This is a genomic window from Paenibacillus sp. J22R160 (genome assembly GCF_059692135.1).
Window position 1 is genome coordinate 58503 of the sequence record NZ_JCAUAU010000010.1, and the last position, 19275, is coordinate 77777.

Below are 19275 nucleotides of genomic sequence, written 5' to 3' on the forward strand. Positions count from 1 at the left end.
CAATGTTGAATAAAGAGCTAGTCTCCATTCCAGGAGGCTGGCTTTTTTATATAGCATGTCATTCGACAATATAGTATAATTATCGACGAGTTTCGTATATTTCGAACATAATTCGTTAACATTTGTCGGGCGAAAAAATACTTTGACTAAATCCGAGTTATTTAGTAGGATATACAAAAGGTGTTGTACCTAACATATTTTCATCAAGGGGAGAGATACACATGAAAAAAGCTTTAATTTCTATGTTTGCAGTTACAATATTGTTAACAGGCTGTGCAACTGCAAAGACAGACACAGCAGCAACCGGTGCTGAAGCAACGAAAGCAGCTACAGCTAAGTCAGATAAGAAAGTCATCCTTATTACGCCAGAGAAGATTGGTTTGAACCCATTTTTCGCGCAAGAAGATGAAGGTGTTAAAAAAGCGGGTCAAGAGTTTGGCGTTACGGTTAAAACGGTAGAATCCACAGACGCAAGCGCTATTGAACAAAATTTACGCGCTGCTGTTGCTGATAACTATGATCTCATCATTACAAGCTCTTTCGAGTCCGAAGATGCACTTAAGAAAGTAGCCGCTGAGAATCCTAAGAAATCTTTTGCAATTATTGATACGGTTGTTGATCTTCCGAACGTTCGAAGTGTAGTTTTCCGTGAGCATGAAGCTTCCTACTTGCTAGGTGCAGCTGCTGGTCTTGCTACTAAGAAGAATGTCGTAGGTATGGTAGCGGCACTTGATATCCCGCTCATTAAGAAGTTCACTGTTGGCTTCCAAGAAGGTCTGAAGGCAACGAATCCTAATGCCAAATTCATCGTTAACTATGTAGGCAGCTTCACTGATCCAGCCAAAGCTAAAGAATTAGCGTTAACGCAATTCTCACAAGGTGCAGATTTCATTGCTGCCGCTTCTGCTGTTGGTGATCTAGGCGTGTTCGAAGCTGCGAAAGAAAAAGGCTTCTTCACTTCCGGACAAGATATCGACCGTACAGTAACGGATCCACAGCATATCGTCCTTTCTCAATTAAAAGGAACAGATGCTGTTGCCTACCAAACAGTGAAAGATTTCGTAAACGGCACGTTTAAATTCGGTTCCGTTGATTACGGTTTGAAAGAAGACGGCGTTGGTCTTACATTCGTGACTAAAGAGAGCAAATCTGCGCTTAGTCCTTTCATTGGACAAGACGTCGTTACGAAAGTTAAAGCGATTCGCGATGATATCGTTTCCGGCAAAGTAAAAGTTGAGAATCCAGTTAAATAATTAGCACGATCATTTCATATTGACCTTGGGAACTGTTTACGGAGACGTAAACAGTTTCCTCATGTCTAGACAGAGGAGCGAAAAACCGTTATGCTGCTTCAAATGCGTCAAATTACGAAAACATATGGCAATTTAACAGCGAATTCAAATGTTGATTTTTCGCTGCGTCAAGGTGAGATTCATGCATTAGTCGGGGAAAATGGAGCTGGGAAAACAACGCTAATGCGTATTTTGTACGGCATGGAGCAGCCGACGGCAGGCAGCATTCTTTTGAATGGCAAAGAAGTGGCTTTCACGAATCCTACGGATGCGATCCGTCATCGAATCGGCATGGTGCACCAACATTTCATGCTCTTTCCTTCTTTTACAGTCGCCGAAAATATCGTTATTGGTAATGAACCAAAGTCAGGGCTCAAATTTGACCGCAATAAGGCTGTCAAGCAAGTAGAAGCATTGTGCGAGCAGTATCGCTTGCCGATTGATCCGTATAAGAAAGTGGCGGATATCCCGCTTGGCATGCAGCAGCGTGTGGAAATTTTGAAGGTCCTGTATCAGGGTGCGGACATTATTATTTTGGATGAGCCTACTGGGGTGCTGACGCCGCTTGAAGCGAAGGAACTTCTCGTTATTATGAGAAACTTAGCCAACCAAGGGAAGAGCTTTATTATCATCACACACAAACTTCATGAGGTGATGGAAATTGCTGACCGGGTTACCGTCCTTCGTGACGGGAAAGTTACCGGGGAGCTGGATGCAGGGGCAACTAATGTAGAGGAATTGTCCAAGCTAATGGTGGGCAGGGACCTGCTGCCAACGACCAAAAGCGATGTGAAACTGGGTGATACCGTTCTCCAGGTCAAAGATGTTTCGATTATGGGGGACAAAGGCAAACCCGTACTGGATCAGGTCAGCTTTCAGGTCAAGGCTGGGGAGATCGTTGGTATCGCAGGTATTTCAGGGAATGGTCAGTCTGAGCTCATTCAAGCTATTTCTGGGCTTCAATTTATTGACCGTGGGGAAATTCGTTTGCTTGGCGACAATCTTAAAGGTCGGTCTGTGCGGGAAATCAGAGACATTGGTCTTTCGCATGTCCCGGAGGATCGTTATCAATGGGGTGCGGCCAAAGAGGGCACCGTCTTAGAAAATGGAACCATGGGTCATCATAGAACCCGCAGTCGTAAAGGCTTTTTACAAGGAAAAGAGCTGCGTCAAATGGTCAGTGGCTTCATTCAGCAATTTCAGATTAAAGCAGGCTCACAAGATGCGAAGGTGAAGTATCTATCCGGCGGTAATTTGCAAAAGCTGATCGTAGCTAGAGAAATTGCGCAGAAACAGCCATTTCTTATTGCAGCAGAACCCACCCGTGGCGTTGATATTGGAGCCATGGAGCTTATTCACGAAGAATTGCTTCGTAAACGTGACGAGCAGGGCGCAATTTTATTAATTTCCTCGGAATTAACAGAAATTCTCAAGCTTTCGGATCGTATTATTGTCATGTACGAAGGACGAATAGCTGGCGAGATTTCAGCCGAGAACGCAACGGAGGAGCAGATTAGCTTGTGGATGGCGGGAGGAGTTTCTCATGCTTAAAAGTCGTTTCCCTATAAGCGCTTGGGTCCAACCGCTGCTTGCCGTCATTATCGGATTATTGGGCGGTGCGATTGCCATTTCATTGATTGGCGGATCCGTTATTGACACCTATGCACAGATGTGGAAGGGTGCTTTCGGTAATTTCTTTTTCATTACGAATACACTAACCCGGGCGACGCCGCTGATTTTGGTTGGTTTAGGCGTATCGATCGCTTTCCGTGCAGGGTTCTTCAACATGGGATCAGAGGGACAGATGATTTTGGGCGCATTATCCAGCGCAATGATCGCGCTTTATTTACCTGGGCCAGCTCTGTTTAAATTGTTGGCTGCTATTCTCGGCGGTATCATTGCCGGCGGTATTTGGTCGGCATTTGCAGGGTGGCTGGATGCCAAGTTCAGAATGAACTTAATCATTACAACGCTGCTGATGAATTATATAGCTGCTTTGTTTGCTGGCTATATGGTCGCCTATCCTTTTAAAGATAAGACAGGATCAGCCGCTCTCGCTCAAACGATGATGATTGAGAAAGGGGTCTGGCTGCCCAAATTATTTCAAGGAATGAGTATTCACGGCGGATTTATTATTGCCATTGTACTCGCAGTTCTCCTTTATCTGTTTATTAAATATACGGTTGCCGGCTATGAAATTCGTATGTTAGGGTACAATCCTCTTTTTGCTGGATATGGAGGCGTGAATAGAGGGAAAGTAATGCTGGCCAGCATGTTTGCCAGTGGCGGCTTTGCTGGGTTAGCTGGGGCTATCGAGGTTCTCGGCATGCAGTACCGGTACACAGATGGGATGATAACGAATCCTGGTTATGCGTGGTCCGGCATTATGGCGACTCTGCTATCAGGCGCTCATCCGTTAGGCACGGCAATTGCGGCCGTTCTTCTTGCAGCTTTGCAAACCGGAGGTATGGGTGTTGAGCGGAACACGAGTATTCCATTAGAGATTTCAAGTGTTATTCAGTCTTTGCTCATCTTGTTCGTTACAGCGAAGTTCAGCTATACCCTTTGGAAACGGCGGAAAGGAGGCAAGGGCGATGCAGCATCTTCTTGATGTGTCATTATTCAGTTCAATGATTCGGATGGTAGCTCCGATCCTGCTTGCCGCATTAGGCGGGGCGATTTGTTCCAGAGTCGGCTTGTTTAACGTGGGCTTGGAAGGATTCGTGTTAGTCGGCGCCTTCTCGGCGATTGTCGGCAATTTTTACACTGGAAATGTTTTGGCAGCTGTTCTTATTGCCGTTGCGGTCACGATGCTCTTTTCATTGATTTTTGCTTATATAAGTATTCATTTGCAAGCGAATGTCATCGTGGTTGGTATTTCGTTTAATTTCCTGGCGCTGGGATTGACTGCGTTTAGCTTGCGAGCGATTTTTCATGTCAAAGGGGCTTTCTATGATAAAAATATGATCGGACTGCCGAAATGGGATATTCCGTTCATTAAAGATATTCCCATAGTCGGGGAGATTATTTCCGGGCATTCACCGCTTGTCTATTTGGCCTTTATCCTTGTATTTGTCCTTCAGTATTTTCTGTTCAAGTCTGTATTGGGATTCCGGTTGGTCGCGGTTGGTGAGAATTCAGTTGCCAGCAAAAGCATCGGAATTAAGGTGAATCGGATGCAGTACTTGGCGGTCCTCATCTGCGGACTGCTCTGTGGACTCGCAGGTGCCCAGCTCTCCCTAGGACAAGTTACGATGTTTACGGAAGGGATGACAGCTGGAAGAGGATTTATTGCTCTTGTAGCAACGATGTTAGGCCAAGCTAATCCGATTGGCGTCATGGCTTCCAGCTTGCTTTTCGGCTTGATGGATGCGTTTAGTATCCGATTGCAGGGCTTCTCATTGCCCACCCATTTTACACAAATGCTGCCCTACGTTGTGACATTGCTGGCGATGCTTTTCTTCCGGAGAAGCAATTATTTGGCTGATGCGCAGAAGGCGAATGGCAGTTCCCGATAAGGAATTAACGGAGGATGACAGATGCATAAAGATAGCAAAGCAGAGCGCATCAAGCGCATGAATATTCCTGCTGTAGATGTTCCCCTGGAGATTGCAGACAGAGTTCCGCCTGGACAGGCTGTCACAGAGAGATTTCCGATTCTTCACGAAGGTGAAGTGCCGAAGTATGATATGTCCACGTGGTCGTTACGTGTGTTTGGCGAGGTTGCGGAGGAGAAATCGTTTAGCTACGAAGAACTGCTCGCGTTACCTCGAACGCAAATCGTTTGTGATATTCACTGCGTAACGCGTTGGTCCAAGCTGGATACGGTTTGGGAAGGCGTACTCTTTCGAGATTTCCTTAAGCTGATCAACGTTAAGCCAGAGGGCAAGTACGTCATGCTGCACGCAGATAATGAGTATGAAACGAATGTTCCACTCGAAGACCTCATGGGAGATCATATTTTGCTTGCCATGAGCTATGACGGCAAACCGCTTACACCTAAGCATGGTTGGCCGCTTCGTCTTGTAGTACCGCATTTATATTTCTGGAAAAGCGCCAAATGGATTCAGGGCATCGAATTCATGAAGGAAGACCGTGAAGGATTCTGGGAGCGCAATGGTTTCCATCATGTAGCAGACCCGTTTGAAGAACAGCGATTCTCTGGGGAAGCTATTCCGATTCCGGAAGACGAGTGGGTCAGAAAGGAGTTCGATTAAATTGAAATTATCCATTTTACAGGTGAATACAGAGGATTTAAGTCCATACGCGATCGTCTGCGGGGATCCATTCCGAGCAGAGGCGATCGCACGCAAGCTGGACAATGTTCGTGAGCTGGCTTTTAGCAGGGAATATCGAACTTTCGTCGGCGAGGCGTCTGGCGTAGCAATAACCGTTGTCAGTCATGGTGTTGGATCGCCTGGAGCTGCTGTTTGCTTTGAAGAGTTGATCAAAGGCGGCGTAAAGACGTTGATTCGCGTTGGAACAGCGGGCTCATATTCGGCAGACGTCCCTCCAGGTAGCTTGGTTGTCAGCACAGCAGCGGTTCGGGAAGACGGTTTGACCCGTCAGTTAGTACCGCTAGGTTACCCCGCTGTAGCCGATTCGGACGTTGTACGGGCACTGTTTGATGCTGCAAGCGAGACGGAAGGTCTTGTGAAAAAGGGAATTACCGTCACGTTGGATGCTTTCTTCCAAGGTGTAGAGGAATTCCCTCATCAGAAATATAAGCAGGCAGGTGCCTTGGCGGTTGAGATGGAAATCTCTGCGCTATACGTCATTGCATCGCTCCGCGGAGTGCGTGCAGGTGCGATAGTGGCGTTGGATGGTTACGCAGATGCGGATCTGAGAGAAGTCTATGATCCGCACACGGATGTGGTTTCTGTTGCGGTTGAGCGGGAGATTGAAGCTGCCATACGTGCCATTGTCAAACTGAACCAATAGCAGGCGTGGAATAGAAGAGAGGTCAATCAGCGTGTGCTGGTTGACCTCTTTGTATATTGCAACTACTGCATCTAAATTGTCGGATGCGTACGAAAGCCGCAGGATTTGATGGAAATAGCGGTAGCAGGAACAATCGGCGTTAATGTAAGTAACCAATCTATGCAGAAGGCTAGTCGCCAACCGCTTGTTTCCCAATCACCAAGTCTCCATGACGAAACTCAACTGAATTAGCTGGAAAATCTACCGTTAATCGGAGCTGCTTCAATCCCAGGGAAGGAATAGCAGTAGAAACTACATCTAAATCGACGGATGCGTAGGAAAGTCGCAGGATTTGATGGAAATAGCGGTAGAAATTCCATTTAATTAGAATAAAGTGGATCATTTGCGTAAAATAGCAGGAACAATCGGCGTTAATCCAAGTAAGCAGTCTATGAAGTAGCCTAAATTGCAGTTGCCAACCTCTCATTCACGGAGTTTCCCGTCGCAAGCGTCTCATTCATTCAGTTTTCGTCGTCAGCCTCTCATTCACCTAGTGCTCGTTGCCAACCTCTCATTCACCCAGTCACCGCGCTCGGCTGAAGCAGCAATTTTCATTGCCGCCTTCACCACTCCACAATGCCGCTATCAATTCACTTATCTGCGGTTAACGTCAAAAATGTGCTTGAACTGATTAAACTTATCCACCGCTTGCGCACGGGATTTGACGCCTAGTTTCTCGTAAATTTTGCGAACATAGTTATCGACAGTGCGTTTACTCATATGTACTTCATCAGCCATCTGTTCATTAGTTAAGCCTTGAACAATCATCGTCATCATATTCACTTCATCATCATCCAATAAATCCGTCTGATGCAAATTTCCGCTCGATACTCTCATTTTGTGAAAAACAGGAACCGGTACAACCGTAAAGTTCTCCATCAAAAGGGTTACTAAGCTCTTGATGAGCGTTCCGCTGGACTCTTTTGAGATTACCGCGCTAACCTCCAGCCCAATCAAATGGTTATAGAGATGAGATAATTCGATGCCAGAGAAGATTACGAGATGTGTCGTGGGATATTTTCCTTTGATAATTTTGGCAACTTCATCACCGTACTGGTCTGGCAAATTAAAGTCTAGAAATACAATATCTGGTACATGCAAATCCATGAGTTCTAAGCATTGTTTGGCCGTACCTGCAATACCAACAATTTGCACGCCATCAATTTGCTTCAAAGTACTGGACGTTGCCTCAGCCATTAAAGGGTGATCATCTACGATTAAAATTTTTGATTGCTTGTTCATGCAGTACTTCCTTCCTGTGTAGGTATGGGAATCCGAATGGTGAGCTCAACGCCGCTTCCCTTATCTGACAGAAGCTCTAGATGTCCACTCAAATGTAAAACTCGGCTTTTCATCTGTTCTAATCCAAAGCCAGAGTTAGCAATTGTTCGAAGTCTTTTGTCCTTGGCGAGGGCTTGTCGATCTAAGCCAACCCCATCATCCTTGTAAAATAAACACAAGTAATTCTCAATGACAGTCAATTTAATGATGACTTTAGAAGCATTTGAATGCTTCTTGGCATTGTGCATAAGCTCTTGAAAGATACGGAAAATGTGCTTCTTAATATCGATATCGAGCCTTTCAATAATCAAATCCCCTTCAACATGGAATTGGGTTTCATATTCGTTTAACCCGATATCCAGGTCCAATGTTGCTTGTATGGTTTGAATTAGTCCAATATTTTGAAGCAGATGCGGATTTAATTCAAAGCAGCTTTGACGCAAGCTTTCATTGACCAAATCCAAATGCTTGATAGCTTGAACCACCTGCTGTTGATCCTCGTTATTATCGATAAAAGAAATTAATCTTCTACGAACTAGTAAAATGTCCTGCATGGTCGTGTCATGCAGATCCGTAGCAATTCTATATCTTTCTTGTTCCTGTAATTCAAAAAGCGATTTGCGAAGCCAAACAACGTCCTGACCGGCTTCCTCATTAGGAATTTGAGAAGCTAAATCATGCAATTTGACCGTTAACTTGCGGATCAGATATATATTTTCTAAGCTTACTGCTAAATAAGAAATGATCAGACTTAGCCATTGACGTTCCTCTAGACTCAGCAGTGTGTTGGTCTTTTTCCTCGCAGTGACTAAATAACAGGAATACTCTTCGTTTTGATTAATTACAAAAATGGAGTACTTCGAGTCATCCAACCGATTTTCACGCAGATATTGTTCGATTTCTTTTAAATCCAAGACTCCCTCGCCAATGGTTTCCATCGAATGCGGATATTGAAAAACGATGGCTCCGCCGTAGACGTTGAGTGTACTTACGATATCTACCAGAATGATATCTTTTAATTCACGAAAACTCGTAATTGTCCTTAAGTTTCTTGCAATTTTCTTAAGTGCAAGCTGCAAGTAAAACTTTTTGGGAAACATGATGGCATCCAGTTTTGTAACAAAATATTCAAGGACATAAAGCAAGAAGGAGATGGTTGTTAGTATAAATAAAAAGCTTAACGACATGTTTTTCACAGTGACTTCCTTACCGAAAATCAGGGCAATCATGAGAACGATTAGTGCGCTTGGCACCATCGAAATAAGCGTCGTATACACAATCCGGCGAAGCAAGATATGGATATCAAACAATTGCTTGGTTACAATCATATAAGTAAACGATAATGGAAATAACACGACAAAATAGCCGGTGTACAGCGATTTAACGAGCGGCGCTCCCGTAAACAATATAGGCAGGAAGGATAGAAAAGCTAATGGTGCGGTCGAAATGAAGAGTGCGAACCAGACAAGCTTGATGATGGCCTGAATGGATGAATTCTCCCGCCGATATTTGAAAAACACATAAAATAGTAATCCGATATTCAGTAAAAAACCACACAAAAATAAAAGTAGGACACAACGATAGTCTAGTATATAAAACTTGTATGTGTCCAGCGGCGTGAAATAGATGCATCTTCCAAAGAAACTAAGGAGCATAAAGCTATAGACATATTTCAAATAAGTAGTCGGCAGTGTGACACCACTCTTCTCTTTGAAAAACAGCGTTAGAAAATGAACGAAAACAAACGGCATGATCATCACAAGATTACTGATCAGCACTTTCGCCAAACTATCTCCGCGAGCGGAGGGGGGGATGCACATGAAAATGATGCCTACAATGAGAAAAACGAGAGATAGCAGACGAGCTGACTTGGAGTGGGGAATTTTCCACAAGATCATAAATGAAATACACAGACAAATAATCTCTCCAAACAAAGAAATGAAGTCGAAGGCTGGTTGAACGATCTCTTGCAGCGAAATCGTTGCTTGCTGGCCATTCCTCGCGAAAGTAATCGTATCGGCTTGCTCAATCGTGGCCCATTTTCGGATAATTTTATTTTGGTTAGGGTCTTTTCCGTTCACATAGATAATCTCGTCCCCAACCTGAAGCCCCAGATCTAACCGGATTTGTTCAATTTGAAATGATTTGATATGCCATTCCATATGTTCATTTCTTTGTAATTGAATCCCGAAAAACGTGTGCTGGAACGTGACGAATAAAAACCAAATCTGCAAACCTACTAGACAAAATGATAGAAGAATTTTATATAATTTGTGATTCAACCACTATATCTTCCTCTCAATCACTGCTATAATAGCAGTTGTTACTTAACTTAGGTCAATTAGGGGGTATGTGTATGATTAGTGCAACATGGTCACCAGATTTATCAACAACAGTTGCTTCTTTGAAAAAGTTGGGTTTGAGCGAGAGATTATCTGCACTTCAAGGTCTGACTGGTGTTTCAGCTTCCGAAAAACAGGCAATTATGAAAACGTTTACCAATTCTAGGAAAAACGAACCGAAAGAAGAATTTTGGTTTTAATTAAAGTACACCGTTACTTGATTTTACCAAATCTCTCAAAAAGATTGCAATTAGATTTTTAAAATCTAGCTGCAATCTTTTTTTTGCGCAAAAAAATGTGCGTTTTTTTGAGAGTTAGAGGTGCATTTACGAAAATAATTATTGCGCTGTTATTCCGAGCGCTTCGATATATGATGTAAGTAGGTAATTTTCCAAAATCATCTAAATAAGGAGGGATTTCATAATGAATAACGAACAGTTTGAATTTATGTTTGATACGGTGTTAACGGATGTTGTAAAACAAACCTACAGCACGCTTTCCCTGCCCTCAAAAGAACAAATCCAAATTTCCATGAAAAAGATGATGGATATCATCGAAGCGAATCATCGGTGGAATACAGGGAATGAGCGATAGGAAGATGAATCGGTGGAGTACTTACGAACCTTTGGCTGCTGAGCTGGATGGTAAACAAATCGCCGACCTCGTCGTAACAGGCCATGCCCATTCCCGCTTTGGCGAGCGCGTTACGCATGAAAAAGCGAATCTCGAAGAGGTTAACTTATTTGTACGGAAGAAGCTTGAAGACGAGCGAATTAAACCCAGTGACCTCAACGAACCGACGATGTTTATCATTGATGATGATGTAGAGATGGTTGCTGAATTTGAGCTGATGGAAGAAAATGAGCTTCAAGATGGCCATTCGCGATATAAAATGATCGTCGTTACCTTTTTGGGGCGGTTGTCTGCTAACAGTGAATATACGGATTTACATTCTTAATATATAAATTTCAAATATGGTTGGACAGAGCAATTCTGTCTGATCATTTTTTGCTTTATGAGGACTTTTGAACTAAATTAATGTTGATTAAGAATTGAACGTATGGGAACATAAGCTGACCCGCGAACAGCTCAAAATAGCCCAGGAAATCGCAGATTCGGCAGATGCGCTAAGCGGGCTCACAGACGAAATGCGAAAGTCTATCGAACAAATCAAAGTATAATTGGTCATAAAGTTGGATGGGGAAACAGCCTCTCGATATGAGAGGCCGTTTTGTTTTATTGGTAGTTCTACTGGCTTTCCTTGCTCACCCAAAACGTCACATTGTCGCCTTGCAGTCCTTTTGCCCCAGGTTGCGGGTCTTGCTTAAAGACCGTACCATTGGGAGAAGTGCTTGCTTCAATGACATATTCATAATGCAGTCCCAAAGCTAAGGCTTGTTGTTCGGCATCAGCAAGTGTTTTCCCAACCAAATTGGGGATCTCTATCTCCACCGGCTGCTTATTGGTATCCCCGCCAGATTTCGTTGGGACAGGCGTGGGGGTGGGGCTGCTCAACTGTGGAGTCGGGGTAGCGGTTTGCGCTGGTGTGTTGACAACAGGCTCCTTCTTCTCTGAGGAAGGCCAAAGAATCCAACCTGCAATAGCTACAACGAGAACGGCAGATGCTCCGATGCCAACTTTACGTAACCGGCTCCCTGTGTAACTTTGCTCAGTCTCTTCTTCGTGATCCGTATCCTCCTGCTCCTCGTGCGCGACCACCTGCGCCTTCTGGGATCGGGATGGACGCTGAATGGGCATGGCTAAAGCTTCTTCCTTATAGCTCGATGGCTGTAAGCTGCGCATGCCAAATACGAAGGAGGACAAGGAGGCTTGACCTTGACAGATGAGCTTCACAAGCTTAACGAGAGCAGCTTTCTGCTCGGGAGTCGCAGAGGGGATAGGAGTACGCTCTAACTGCGTATGTATCACTTCAAACGGGGTTGTACTCGGCTGCGTACCGCTAAACAGCTGGAGCATTAAGCGGCAGAGCCCAATAGCGCCTTGTGTCTGAGCATCCCCCTCGTCCCAATAATTGATAACGGTAAGCTTATTATGATCGTCTAACCATAGGTTTTCGGCGGCAACGGAAAATCCTGTAATCCGCTCCTCTAAGGCGTCAAGCAAGGAGACACCCAGATCTGCGATCATGGCGATTATTTGATGGAACGTCCACGGTTTTTTATTGATTAGGCGAGAAAATAAAGATCCTGGCTTAGCTTGTAAAATAATGGTTACAGAATCTTCTTCTACGGAAGTGTCTAGAATATGCTGAAAGCCGTCATGGATGAAAGCGGCCTTATGATGAAGCGTTCGCATATAATCTGCGCCAATCTGGCCTGGAACAAGTTTTATGTTAAAAAGAAGAACTTTACGAGTCAGAAATACATCTTCTCCATCATGAAGAGTGCCCTGAGGTAAACTGATGATCCGGGTTCCCGGTATATATCGTGTACCCATCTTGTTATGCATGGAATATCCATCCTCTCTTGATGGCATCATTTGAGCATTGCCTATATTATATATGATTCGTTGAGATATAGGAATTTTGGTAGTTTATTCACAAAAACAACCATGGAAACCCGAATTTTTTTAAGTGATTTATCAAGATTGTTCGGAATACGTGGGGTGAAAATAGGAGTAAGGTCGAGTTAAGATTTAGAGGTGAAGCTGATACTTCATTGACTTTACTCTACACCTTTTTGCCTAGTTTTGGAACAAGGCTTGAGCAAATAAAACGAGAATTTTATAATTCTTAGCATGTCTAGGCTACAATAATTTACAAAAAAATTACAAGACCCAATTTAACTGGAAAATGTTATCGTTTTTCAGTTTTTTCCTGTTTCTATTGAACTAAAAGTCTATGATTCAAATTGCCTAGATGGTATGATAGCTTACAGATGATTTTACAATATGATCCAAATCGAGGGGGAATTATGGTGAAAAAAGTCGCAATTTTGGGTGGCGGCGTCGCTGGTATGAGCGCAGCGCATGAATTAATTACAAGAGGTTACGAGGTGTCTGTCTATGAGTTTAAGACTATACCTGGTGGTAAAGCGAGAAGCATGCCTTTTGTAGGAAGCGGAGTCGACGGGAGAAGAGACCTGCCAGGTGAACATGGCTTCCGATTGTTTCCACGTTTTTACAGACATGTTATTGATACTTTACAACAAATTCCCTATGAAAACGGTACCGTATATGATAATTTAATGGAAGTGACGAGGCTGGACATTGCGACTTTTACGGCACCATTGCTTCCATTGCTCGCGAAGATTGAATTCAGTCTTGACAACTTCCTAGTTGTTGTCCGAGATCTTTTCGATAATAATCTAGGATTGACGATGGACGATATGGAGCAGTATGGACGTAAGCTATGGCAAGTCATGACTTCCTGCGATGAGCGTATCCGCGAGGAATATAACCTGATCGATTGGTGGACATTCATTGAGGCCGAACAGCAATCCCCTGCTTTTCAAAAAATATTCGCGGGTTTCACCAAAACCCTTGTTGCTTGCCAGTCCAAGATTGCCAACACGCAAACGGTAGGTCCTGTAGCCGCACAGATGACACTGGACATTACGACGCCTGGGACAAGCTTTGTTCGACTATTGAACGGTCCCACCAATGACAAATGGGTGAATCCTTGGTTATCCTTTTTAACAGAAAAGGGTGTTGACTATCACTTGGCTGCTAAAGTAGAGAGCATTGAGTGTGTCGATGGTGTCATTCGCAGCGCGAAGGTAACGGAGAACGGAGAAACTTTTGACGTTGAAGCGGATTACTACATTGCAGCATTCCCAGTAGAAGTGATGGGGAAATTCATTACTAATTCGATGCTAGAAGCAGACCCAACACTTGCGGGTGTTCAGAAGTTGGTTGATTCTGTAGCGTGGATGAACGGGATCCAGTATTATTTGAAGAAGGATGTTACAATTACTCATGGTCATGTTATCTATTTGGATGCTCCATGGTCGCTCACTTCTGTTTCACAGAAACAATTCTGGCCTGATGTTCATCTGAGCGAGTATGGCGATGGCACCGTTGAAGGCATTTTGTCTGTAGATATTTCCGATTGGGATACGCCAGGGATTCTATACGGTAAGCCAGCCACGCTTTGTACGGCTGAAGAGATCAAAGAGGAAGTCTGGGCACAGATGAAGAAAAGCTTGAATGTGGATGGAGCCGTTATTTTGGAAGACGAAGTCCTGCATTCCTGGTTCCTGGATACCGATATACAATTTGATAATCCTGAACATGCTTGCACGAATATGGAGCCACTGCTTATTAACCGTGTAGGGACTTGGGATGACCGTCCAGAAGCTTATACGGCTATTCCGAATTTGTTCTTAGCAGCTGATTACGTTCGTACGAATACGAACCTTGCGACGATGGAAGGCGCCAATGAAGCAGCGCGACGTGCGGTGAATGCGATTCTGGAACGGGACGGTTCGAAGGAAAAGCCATGTCAAATATGGGAAATGTACACCTTTGAGCTGGGGCACCTTGATATATTGAAGCCTTATCATGTACATGATAAGCACCGTTTTGAGAAAGGACTTCCTTGGGACGGCAAGATTTTAGGTTGGTAATACGTAGCAGATAATACATATCCCAGGCCAACGCGCTCCTTGATTGTTAAGGGGCGTTTGTCTGTGGAAGTACCTGGCAGCAAGGTTTACTAGGAGGATTTTATGTTAATTTTGCCGGAATATGAGTTGATCAGACAGATTTATCAAGGCGACCGGACCGTGCTGTTCCGTGCCATCCATAAGCCGACTATGGAAAAAGTAATTATCAAAACCCTTCGGTCGGATTTTCCGGTTTCTGCGGATGCAGCAAGACTGAAGCGAGAGTATGAAATTGGCAAAATGCTTGACATATCCGGTATTGTGAAACCGCTGGGCCTGCCAAAATATCAGAACAGCATCGCGCTTGTTTTGGAGGATTTTGACGGTGATACCTTGTCGGCTTACTTTCCTTTGTTTCGCCAGTCTCTTCAGGCTTTCTTAACGGCAGCCATTCAATTGGTCAAAATCGTTGGGAACATTCATCAGCGATACGTTATACATAAAGATATTAAGCCAAGCAACATTATTATTAATCCTGACAAAAAGATTATGAAACTAGCGGATTTCAGCATCTCCTCCTTTACTAGAGAACGCCAAGAAATGTTAGATCCTAATCAGCTTGAAGGAACACTAAGTTATATGTCCCCGGAACAAACAGGCCGAATGAATCGGATTATCGATTATCGTTCGGACTATTATTCGCTAGGGGTTACTTTTTACGAAATGCTCACGGGCCGGCTTCCTTTTCAAACAGAAGATCCGGTGGAGCTTATTCATTGCCATTTTGCAGTGACGCCAATTTCTCCCGACAATATCAGGATGGACATCCCAAAGCCGCTTTCTGAAATCGTCATGAAACTCTTGGCTAAAAATGCAGAAGACCGTTATCAAAGCGCTTACGGGATCATTCAGGACCTTGAGCATTGTCTGATGATGGTCAACGCCCCGGATGAATTCCAAGACTTTGCCATCGGTCTCTACGATATGACTGATATGTTCCAAATTCCCCAGGGGCTATACGGGCGCTCCCAGGAAATTGAAAAACTCTTGCACGTCTATTCACGCGCCATTCATGGGTCAGTGGAGGCCGTATGGGTGACGGGGGAGTCCGGTTACGGCAAATCCTTCCTCATTGCGGAGACGATGAAGATGGTTATGAAGGACAACAGTTGGTTCTTGGCGGGGCGCTTTGAACCCGGCAAACAACATGTCTCCTATCATGCGCTATCGAGAGCGCTTCGGCAGCTAGTCCGTCAGCTTCTGACGGAGAAGGATCAACAAATCGAAGAGTATCGCGTGCAATTGCTCAAGGTTCTGGGAACGAGCGGTAAAGTATTAACCGATCTAATTCCTGAGCTTGATCTGCTGATCGGCGAGCAGCCGGGCGCCAAGCAGCTTCCACCGCAAGAAACGCAAAACCGGTTGCATTTCTTATTGCAGCAGTTTCTTCTCATCTTTTGCTCGAAAGATAGACCTATCGTGCTATTTCTTGATGATTTGCAATGGGCGGATGCAGCCTCCTTGCAGTTCATTGATCTGCTTTTAAACGACTCCCAGATGAGGCATTTCCTGTTCATTGGTTCCTATCGAAGTGAACACGATACCAATTGGTTATCCTCCACGCATGTTCAACTGCTCGATAAGCTGCCAGAGCGGCTTGTTTCCGAACGCATCGTCTTGAAGGCGCTGGAAATCAGCGACGTTAAACAGCTAGTTGCTGAGTCATTGAAGACGGAAAAGCAGCAAGTTGCGGAATTGGCACAGCTGGTCTTGCAAAAAACAGGCGGCAATCCTTTTTTCGTCAAGCAATTCCTAACGGCCTTGCATGAACAAAACTTGCTTACCTATAGCTATGAAGCTAATCGCTGGATTTGGGATATGAATGAAATTCAAAAGCTGCGAATCACAGACAATCTCATGTTCCTTCTGGCAGAAAAACTGCTGCGAATGCCGTCCAGAACGCAATATTTATTGCGGCAGGCAGCTTGCTTAGGTGCAACCTTTGATTTGGAAGCGCTTGGCATTATCGCGATGACATCATTTGAAGAGGTCTTGCAGGAACTGGAGGTTTCTATCCAGACAGGCTTGATCATCCCTGTTGGTACGGATTATAAATTTTATACGGATTCGCAAGGTAATTCAGCCGCTCAAGATATTCGGTTTATGTTCGTGCATGATTCCATTCAGGAAGCTGTATATGGGTCAATCGAACAATCCAATCTGCCTGAAACGCATTTGCATATTGCGCGCAAACTGCTGGAGTTTTTACCCGAAGAACAAGTTGAGCATCGCTTATTCGATATCATCAACCATATGAATATAGGTTCCGATTTGTTGGAAGAGCGTCAAGAGCTTGTTAGTTTGCTGGAGTTTAACTTGCGAGCTGGCCGGAAAGCCAAATCTTCGAATGCCTATCGTTCTGCGCTGCAATATTACAACAAGGCTTTGGCCATGCTGAATCTGGTAGAGAATAAGGAAATGGAGGATCTCAGCTTCTCGATTCGGCTTGAGAAGTCCGAGGTGCTTTATTTGAACGGCCAAGCAGATGAGGCGGAGACCTCCTATGAGCAGCTGCTCCTGGATGCCCGTACGAACGAGCTGAAGCTCGAAGTGTATAACTTACAAGTTATTCTGTACACCAACGTTGGGAAGCAACGCAAAAGTGTCGAGGTTGGCTTAAAGGCCTTGGCTGAACAAGGAATTCGCATACCTAGTGAACCGACGGGGGCGAACATTTTTATAGCCTATATCAACCTTAAAGCGAAGATTGGGCGCAAGAATACGCTGCAGCTGTATGATTTGCCAATCATGGAAGATGAATACCGCTTCAAATTGATGAGTTTGATGATGAGTGTTGCCGTTTCTGCTTATTTCGTAAATACGAACTTATTCGTACTTTTCATGTTCATCATGACCAAGCATGCGTTGAAATACGGTAATACTCCGGTTATGGCTTACGTGTACGGCTCCTATGGATTAATCCTAGGCTCAGGCTTCGGGGATTACCAGCTAGGCTACCAGTATGGGCAGCTTGGAGACAGATTGAATGCCCGCTTCCAATCCCATCAATACCGCAGTAAAAGCCACTTTTCCTTCGGGTTGTTTGTTACCCCCTGGGTCAAGCCTCTGCGGATAAGCTTGGAGCATCTGAATGAGTCATTCAAAAGCGGAATCGAAGACGGAGATCTGGTTTTCGCAGGCTATGCGCTTACTTATCAGGTGCTGGCGAAGGATTTCCAAGGTGTGGCGCTCCCGGAAGTGCAAGAGGATCTGAACAAAAACTATCGTATTCTGGAACAGACCAACCATCATGACACCTTGCTTATGCTAGAAATGCTGCGCATGGTGATTCAGAATTTGGAAGGAAAGGCCGGAAATCCTCTGATTGTCGGCACCGATGAAGAAGCGGAAGAGCGATTTGTCCAAAAGCTGATCATCCACCCGAATCAAGTGATTTTACATGAGTATAAGGTTAAAAAAATGATGCTGTATTATTTGTTCGGTCAATACGAAGCTGCTCTAAAGACCGGCAAAGAAGCAGAACCGATGCAGTCTGTCTCTTTCGGATTGTTCCACATTCCCGAGAATTATTTCTACTATGCACTGTCCATTGCCGCTGTGTATAAGGATGCTACCGTTTTTGAGCAGAAGGTTTACGCCAAGCAGATGGGCAAAATGCAGCGCAAAATGGACAAGTGGGCAACCCACTGTCCGGAAAACTTCTCGCACCTTAGCTCCTTGATGCGTGCCGAGTGGAGCCGTGTCACGGGGAATTTCCAGAAAGCCGAGCAGGACTATGAAATGTCCATTCGGCAAGCAAGGGAGCAGGGCTTCATCCAACATGAAGCGATCGCCTGCGAGCTAGCGGGGAGGCTGTACAAAGATGCAGGCCGCGAGAAAATAGCTAAAACGTACTTCATTGATGCTTATTACGGCTACTTAAGTTGGGGAGCCAAAGCGAAAGCCGATGAGCTTAAGCTGCGCTATCCGAACTATCTAACCTCACTGAAGGAGCAGCAGGACTGGAGTACGACGAATATTAGCGACTACTCGCTGCAGGCGCTGGATTTTATGACGATTATGAATACGTCGAGGTCCTTGTCCAGTGAAGTGAATTTGGAGCAATTGATCAAACGATTGATGGAAATCGTTACGTATTCGTCAGGCGCAGAGCGAAGCATCCTTGTTTTGAAAGAGAAAGAAAGTCTGTATGTCGAGGCGGAAATGCTTGCGACGGATGGCAAGGATACCTGCACGGTGAGCTCGGTTGCTCTGGAAACAAGGGAAGATCTTCCAGCCGCTGTTATTCATTTCGTTGCGCGAACCAAGGAAGGCGTCGTGCTGGATGATGCGGCGAATAAAGGAATCTTCACCCATGATCCTTATATTCGCGCAGCCGAAGGCAGATCGATTTTCTGCGAGCCGATTCTGCATCAGGGCAATCTCGTCGGTGTCTTTTATCTGGAAAATAATTTGATTCGCAATGCCTTTACGTCGGACCGCCTTGATATTATCAAGCTGCTGTCTGCACAGGCGGCAATTTCCATTGAAAATGCCAGACTCTACAACGACTTGGAGTCAAAAGTCAAAGAGCGCACGAATGAATTAATCCTGATGGAGACTTCGAGACGCGACTTGCTTTCCAATATTTCGCATGATTTGGGTACGCCGTTGACTTCCATTCAGGGCTATGTAGAAGCGATTCTGGACGGTGTGATTCAAGAGCCCGAAGAACAAAGAAAGTATCTTTCGGTTGTGCATATGCGGATTGTCGGTATCCAGCGCTTGATTACCGATCTCTATCAGCTGAGCCGT

General features: G+C 44.7%; 15 protein-coding genes and 1 pseudogene. 12 read left to right on the plus strand and 4 right to left on the minus strand.

The genetic code is table 11. The features are described 5' to 3' along the window. Positions 1-221 precede the first annotated feature (221 nt). The 6 genes from AC58UW_RS20060 (at position 222) to AC58UW_RS20085 (ending at position 6233) form a co-directional block, all read left to right on the plus strand. Positions 222-1253 (plus strand): BMP family lipoprotein, encoded by a 1032-nt coding sequence (locus AC58UW_RS20060; RefSeq protein WP_497422381.1) that lies wholly within the window; start codon positions 222-224, stop codon positions 1251-1253. A 90-nt stretch (positions 1254-1343) separates the two neighbouring features. Then, positions 1344-2843, plus strand: coding sequence for an ABC transporter ATP-binding protein (locus tag AC58UW_RS20065; protein WP_497422382.1), 1500 nt, complete (start codon positions 1344-1346; stop codon positions 2841-2843). Further along, entirely contained in the window at positions 2836-3903 is a 1068-nt protein-coding gene (locus AC58UW_RS20070; RefSeq protein ID WP_497422383.1) for an ABC transporter permease, read from the plus strand. The genes AC58UW_RS20065 and AC58UW_RS20070 overlap by 8 nt, the downstream gene beginning before the upstream one ends. Then, complete coding sequence (locus AC58UW_RS20075) at positions 3887-4810, plus strand: ABC transporter permease (RefSeq protein ID WP_497422384.1); 924 nt, start codon at positions 3887-3889, stop codon at positions 4808-4810. Before AC58UW_RS20070 ends, AC58UW_RS20075 begins: the two co-directional genes overlap by 17 nt. 21 nt (positions 4811-4831) lie before the next feature. Then, the gene (locus tag AC58UW_RS20080) at positions 4832-5509 is read left to right on the plus strand and encodes a sulfite oxidase-like oxidoreductase (protein ID WP_497422385.1); all 678 of its coding nucleotides are present in this window, start codon (positions 4832-4834) and stop codon (positions 5507-5509) included. Position 5510: 1 nt separating this feature from the next. Then, positions 5511-6233: a nucleoside phosphorylase gene (locus tag AC58UW_RS20085; RefSeq protein ID WP_497422386.1), complete on the plus strand. Its 723-nt coding sequence runs from the start codon at positions 5511-5513 to the stop codon at positions 6231-6233. 169 nt (positions 6234-6402) lie between these two features. Here AC58UW_RS20085 and AC58UW_RS20090 read toward each other — a convergent pair whose 3' ends face one another. From AC58UW_RS20090 to AC58UW_RS20100, 3 genes are all read right to left on the minus strand, one after another. After that, positions 6403-6699: a hypothetical protein gene (locus AC58UW_RS20090; protein WP_497422387.1), complete on the minus strand. Its 297-nt coding sequence runs from the start codon at positions 6697-6699 to the stop codon at positions 6403-6405. Positions 6700-6866: 167 nt separating this feature from the next. Beyond that, positions 6867-7514, minus strand: a complete 648-nt coding sequence (locus AC58UW_RS20095; RefSeq protein WP_497422388.1) for a response regulator transcription factor — start codon at positions 7512-7514, stop codon at positions 6867-6869. Further along, positions 7511-9835: an ATP-binding protein gene (locus AC58UW_RS20100; RefSeq protein WP_497422389.1), complete on the minus strand. Its 2325-nt coding sequence runs from the start codon at positions 9833-9835 to the stop codon at positions 7511-7513. The genes AC58UW_RS20095 and AC58UW_RS20100 overlap by 4 nt, the downstream gene beginning before the upstream one ends. A 74-nt stretch (positions 9836-9909) precedes the next feature. On the opposite strand from AC58UW_RS20100, the gene AC58UW_RS20105 reads away from it, so the two are divergent. The 4 genes from AC58UW_RS20105 to AC58UW_RS20120 all read left to right on the plus strand — a co-directional run bounded on the left by AC58UW_RS20105 (position 9910) and on the right by AC58UW_RS20120 (position 11076). Then, positions 9910-10095: a hypothetical protein gene (locus AC58UW_RS20105; RefSeq protein ID WP_497422390.1), complete on the plus strand. Its 186-nt coding sequence runs from the start codon at positions 9910-9912 to the stop codon at positions 10093-10095. A gap of 223 nt (positions 10096-10318) precedes the next feature. Further along, a complete protein-coding gene (locus tag AC58UW_RS20110; RefSeq protein ID WP_497422391.1) occupies positions 10319-10489 on the plus strand; it encodes a hypothetical protein in 171 nt (56 codons plus the stop codon). After that, complete coding sequence (locus AC58UW_RS20115) at positions 10479-10853, plus strand: hypothetical protein (protein ID WP_497422392.1); 375 nt, start codon at positions 10479-10481, stop codon at positions 10851-10853. Before AC58UW_RS20110 ends, AC58UW_RS20115 begins: the two co-directional genes overlap by 11 nt. A 94-nt stretch (positions 10854-10947) precedes the next feature. Beyond that, the gene (locus AC58UW_RS20120; protein ID WP_497422393.1) at positions 10948-11076 is read left to right on the plus strand and encodes a hypothetical protein; all 129 of its coding nucleotides are present in this window, start codon (positions 10948-10950) and stop codon (positions 11074-11076) included. A 67-nt stretch (positions 11077-11143) separates the two neighbouring features. Here AC58UW_RS20120 and AC58UW_RS20125 read toward each other — a convergent pair whose 3' ends face one another. Beyond that, positions 11144-12364, minus strand: coding sequence for a PASTA domain-containing protein (locus AC58UW_RS20125; protein WP_497422394.1), 1221 nt, complete (start codon positions 12362-12364; stop codon positions 11144-11146). A 464-nt stretch (positions 12365-12828) separates the two neighbouring features. Here AC58UW_RS20125 and AC58UW_RS20130 point away from each other — a divergent pair, with 464 nt between their 5' ends. Then, the gene (locus AC58UW_RS20130) at positions 12829-14481 is read left to right on the plus strand and encodes a hydroxysqualene dehydroxylase (protein WP_497422395.1); all 1653 of its coding nucleotides are present in this window, start codon (positions 12829-12831) and stop codon (positions 14479-14481) included. A gap of 102 nt (positions 14482-14583) precedes the next feature. Next, positions 14584-19272: pseudogene (locus AC58UW_RS20135) on the plus strand (AAA family ATPase); the annotation flags it as partial. Between the last annotated feature and the right edge of the window lie 3 nt (positions 19273-19275).

Bases quoted from the DNA above. Each gene is read 5' to 3' on its own strand.
- AC58UW_RS20090 (WP_497422387.1), bottom strand. From the start codon at position 6,699: ATGAGAGGTTGGCAACTGCAATTTAGGCTACTTCATAGACTGCTTACT.
- AC58UW_RS20125 (WP_497422394.1), bottom strand. From the start codon at position 12,364: ATGCATAACAAGATGGGTACACGATATATACCGGGAACCCGGATCATC.
- AC58UW_RS20110 (WP_497422391.1), top strand. From the start codon at position 10,319: ATGAATAACGAACAGTTTGAATTTATGTTTGATACGGTGTTAACGGAT.
- AC58UW_RS20095 (WP_497422388.1), bottom strand. From the start codon at position 7,514: ATGAACAAGCAATCAAAAATTTTAATCGTAGATGATCACCCTTTAATG.
- AC58UW_RS20080 (WP_497422385.1), top strand. From the start codon at position 4,832: ATGCATAAAGATAGCAAAGCAGAGCGCATCAAGCGCATGAATATTCCT.
- AC58UW_RS20105 (WP_497422390.1), top strand. From the start codon at position 9,910: ATGATTAGTGCAACATGGTCACCAGATTTATCAACAACAGTTGCTTCT.
- AC58UW_RS20065 (WP_497422382.1), top strand. From the start codon at position 1,344: ATGCTGCTTCAAATGCGTCAAATTACGAAAACATATGGCAATTTAACA.
- AC58UW_RS20070 (WP_497422383.1), top strand. From the start codon at position 2,836: ATGCTTAAAAGTCGTTTCCCTATAAGCGCTTGGGTCCAACCGCTGCTT.
- AC58UW_RS20130 (WP_497422395.1), top strand. From the start codon at position 12,829: ATGGTGAAAAAAGTCGCAATTTTGGGTGGCGGCGTCGCTGGTATGAGC.
- AC58UW_RS20060 (WP_497422381.1), top strand. From the start codon at position 222: ATGAAAAAAGCTTTAATTTCTATGTTTGCAGTTACAATATTGTTAACA.
- AC58UW_RS20115 (WP_497422392.1), top strand. From the start codon at position 10,479: ATGAGCGATAGGAAGATGAATCGGTGGAGTACTTACGAACCTTTGGCT.
- AC58UW_RS20075 (WP_497422384.1), top strand. From the start codon at position 3,887: ATGCAGCATCTTCTTGATGTGTCATTATTCAGTTCAATGATTCGGATG.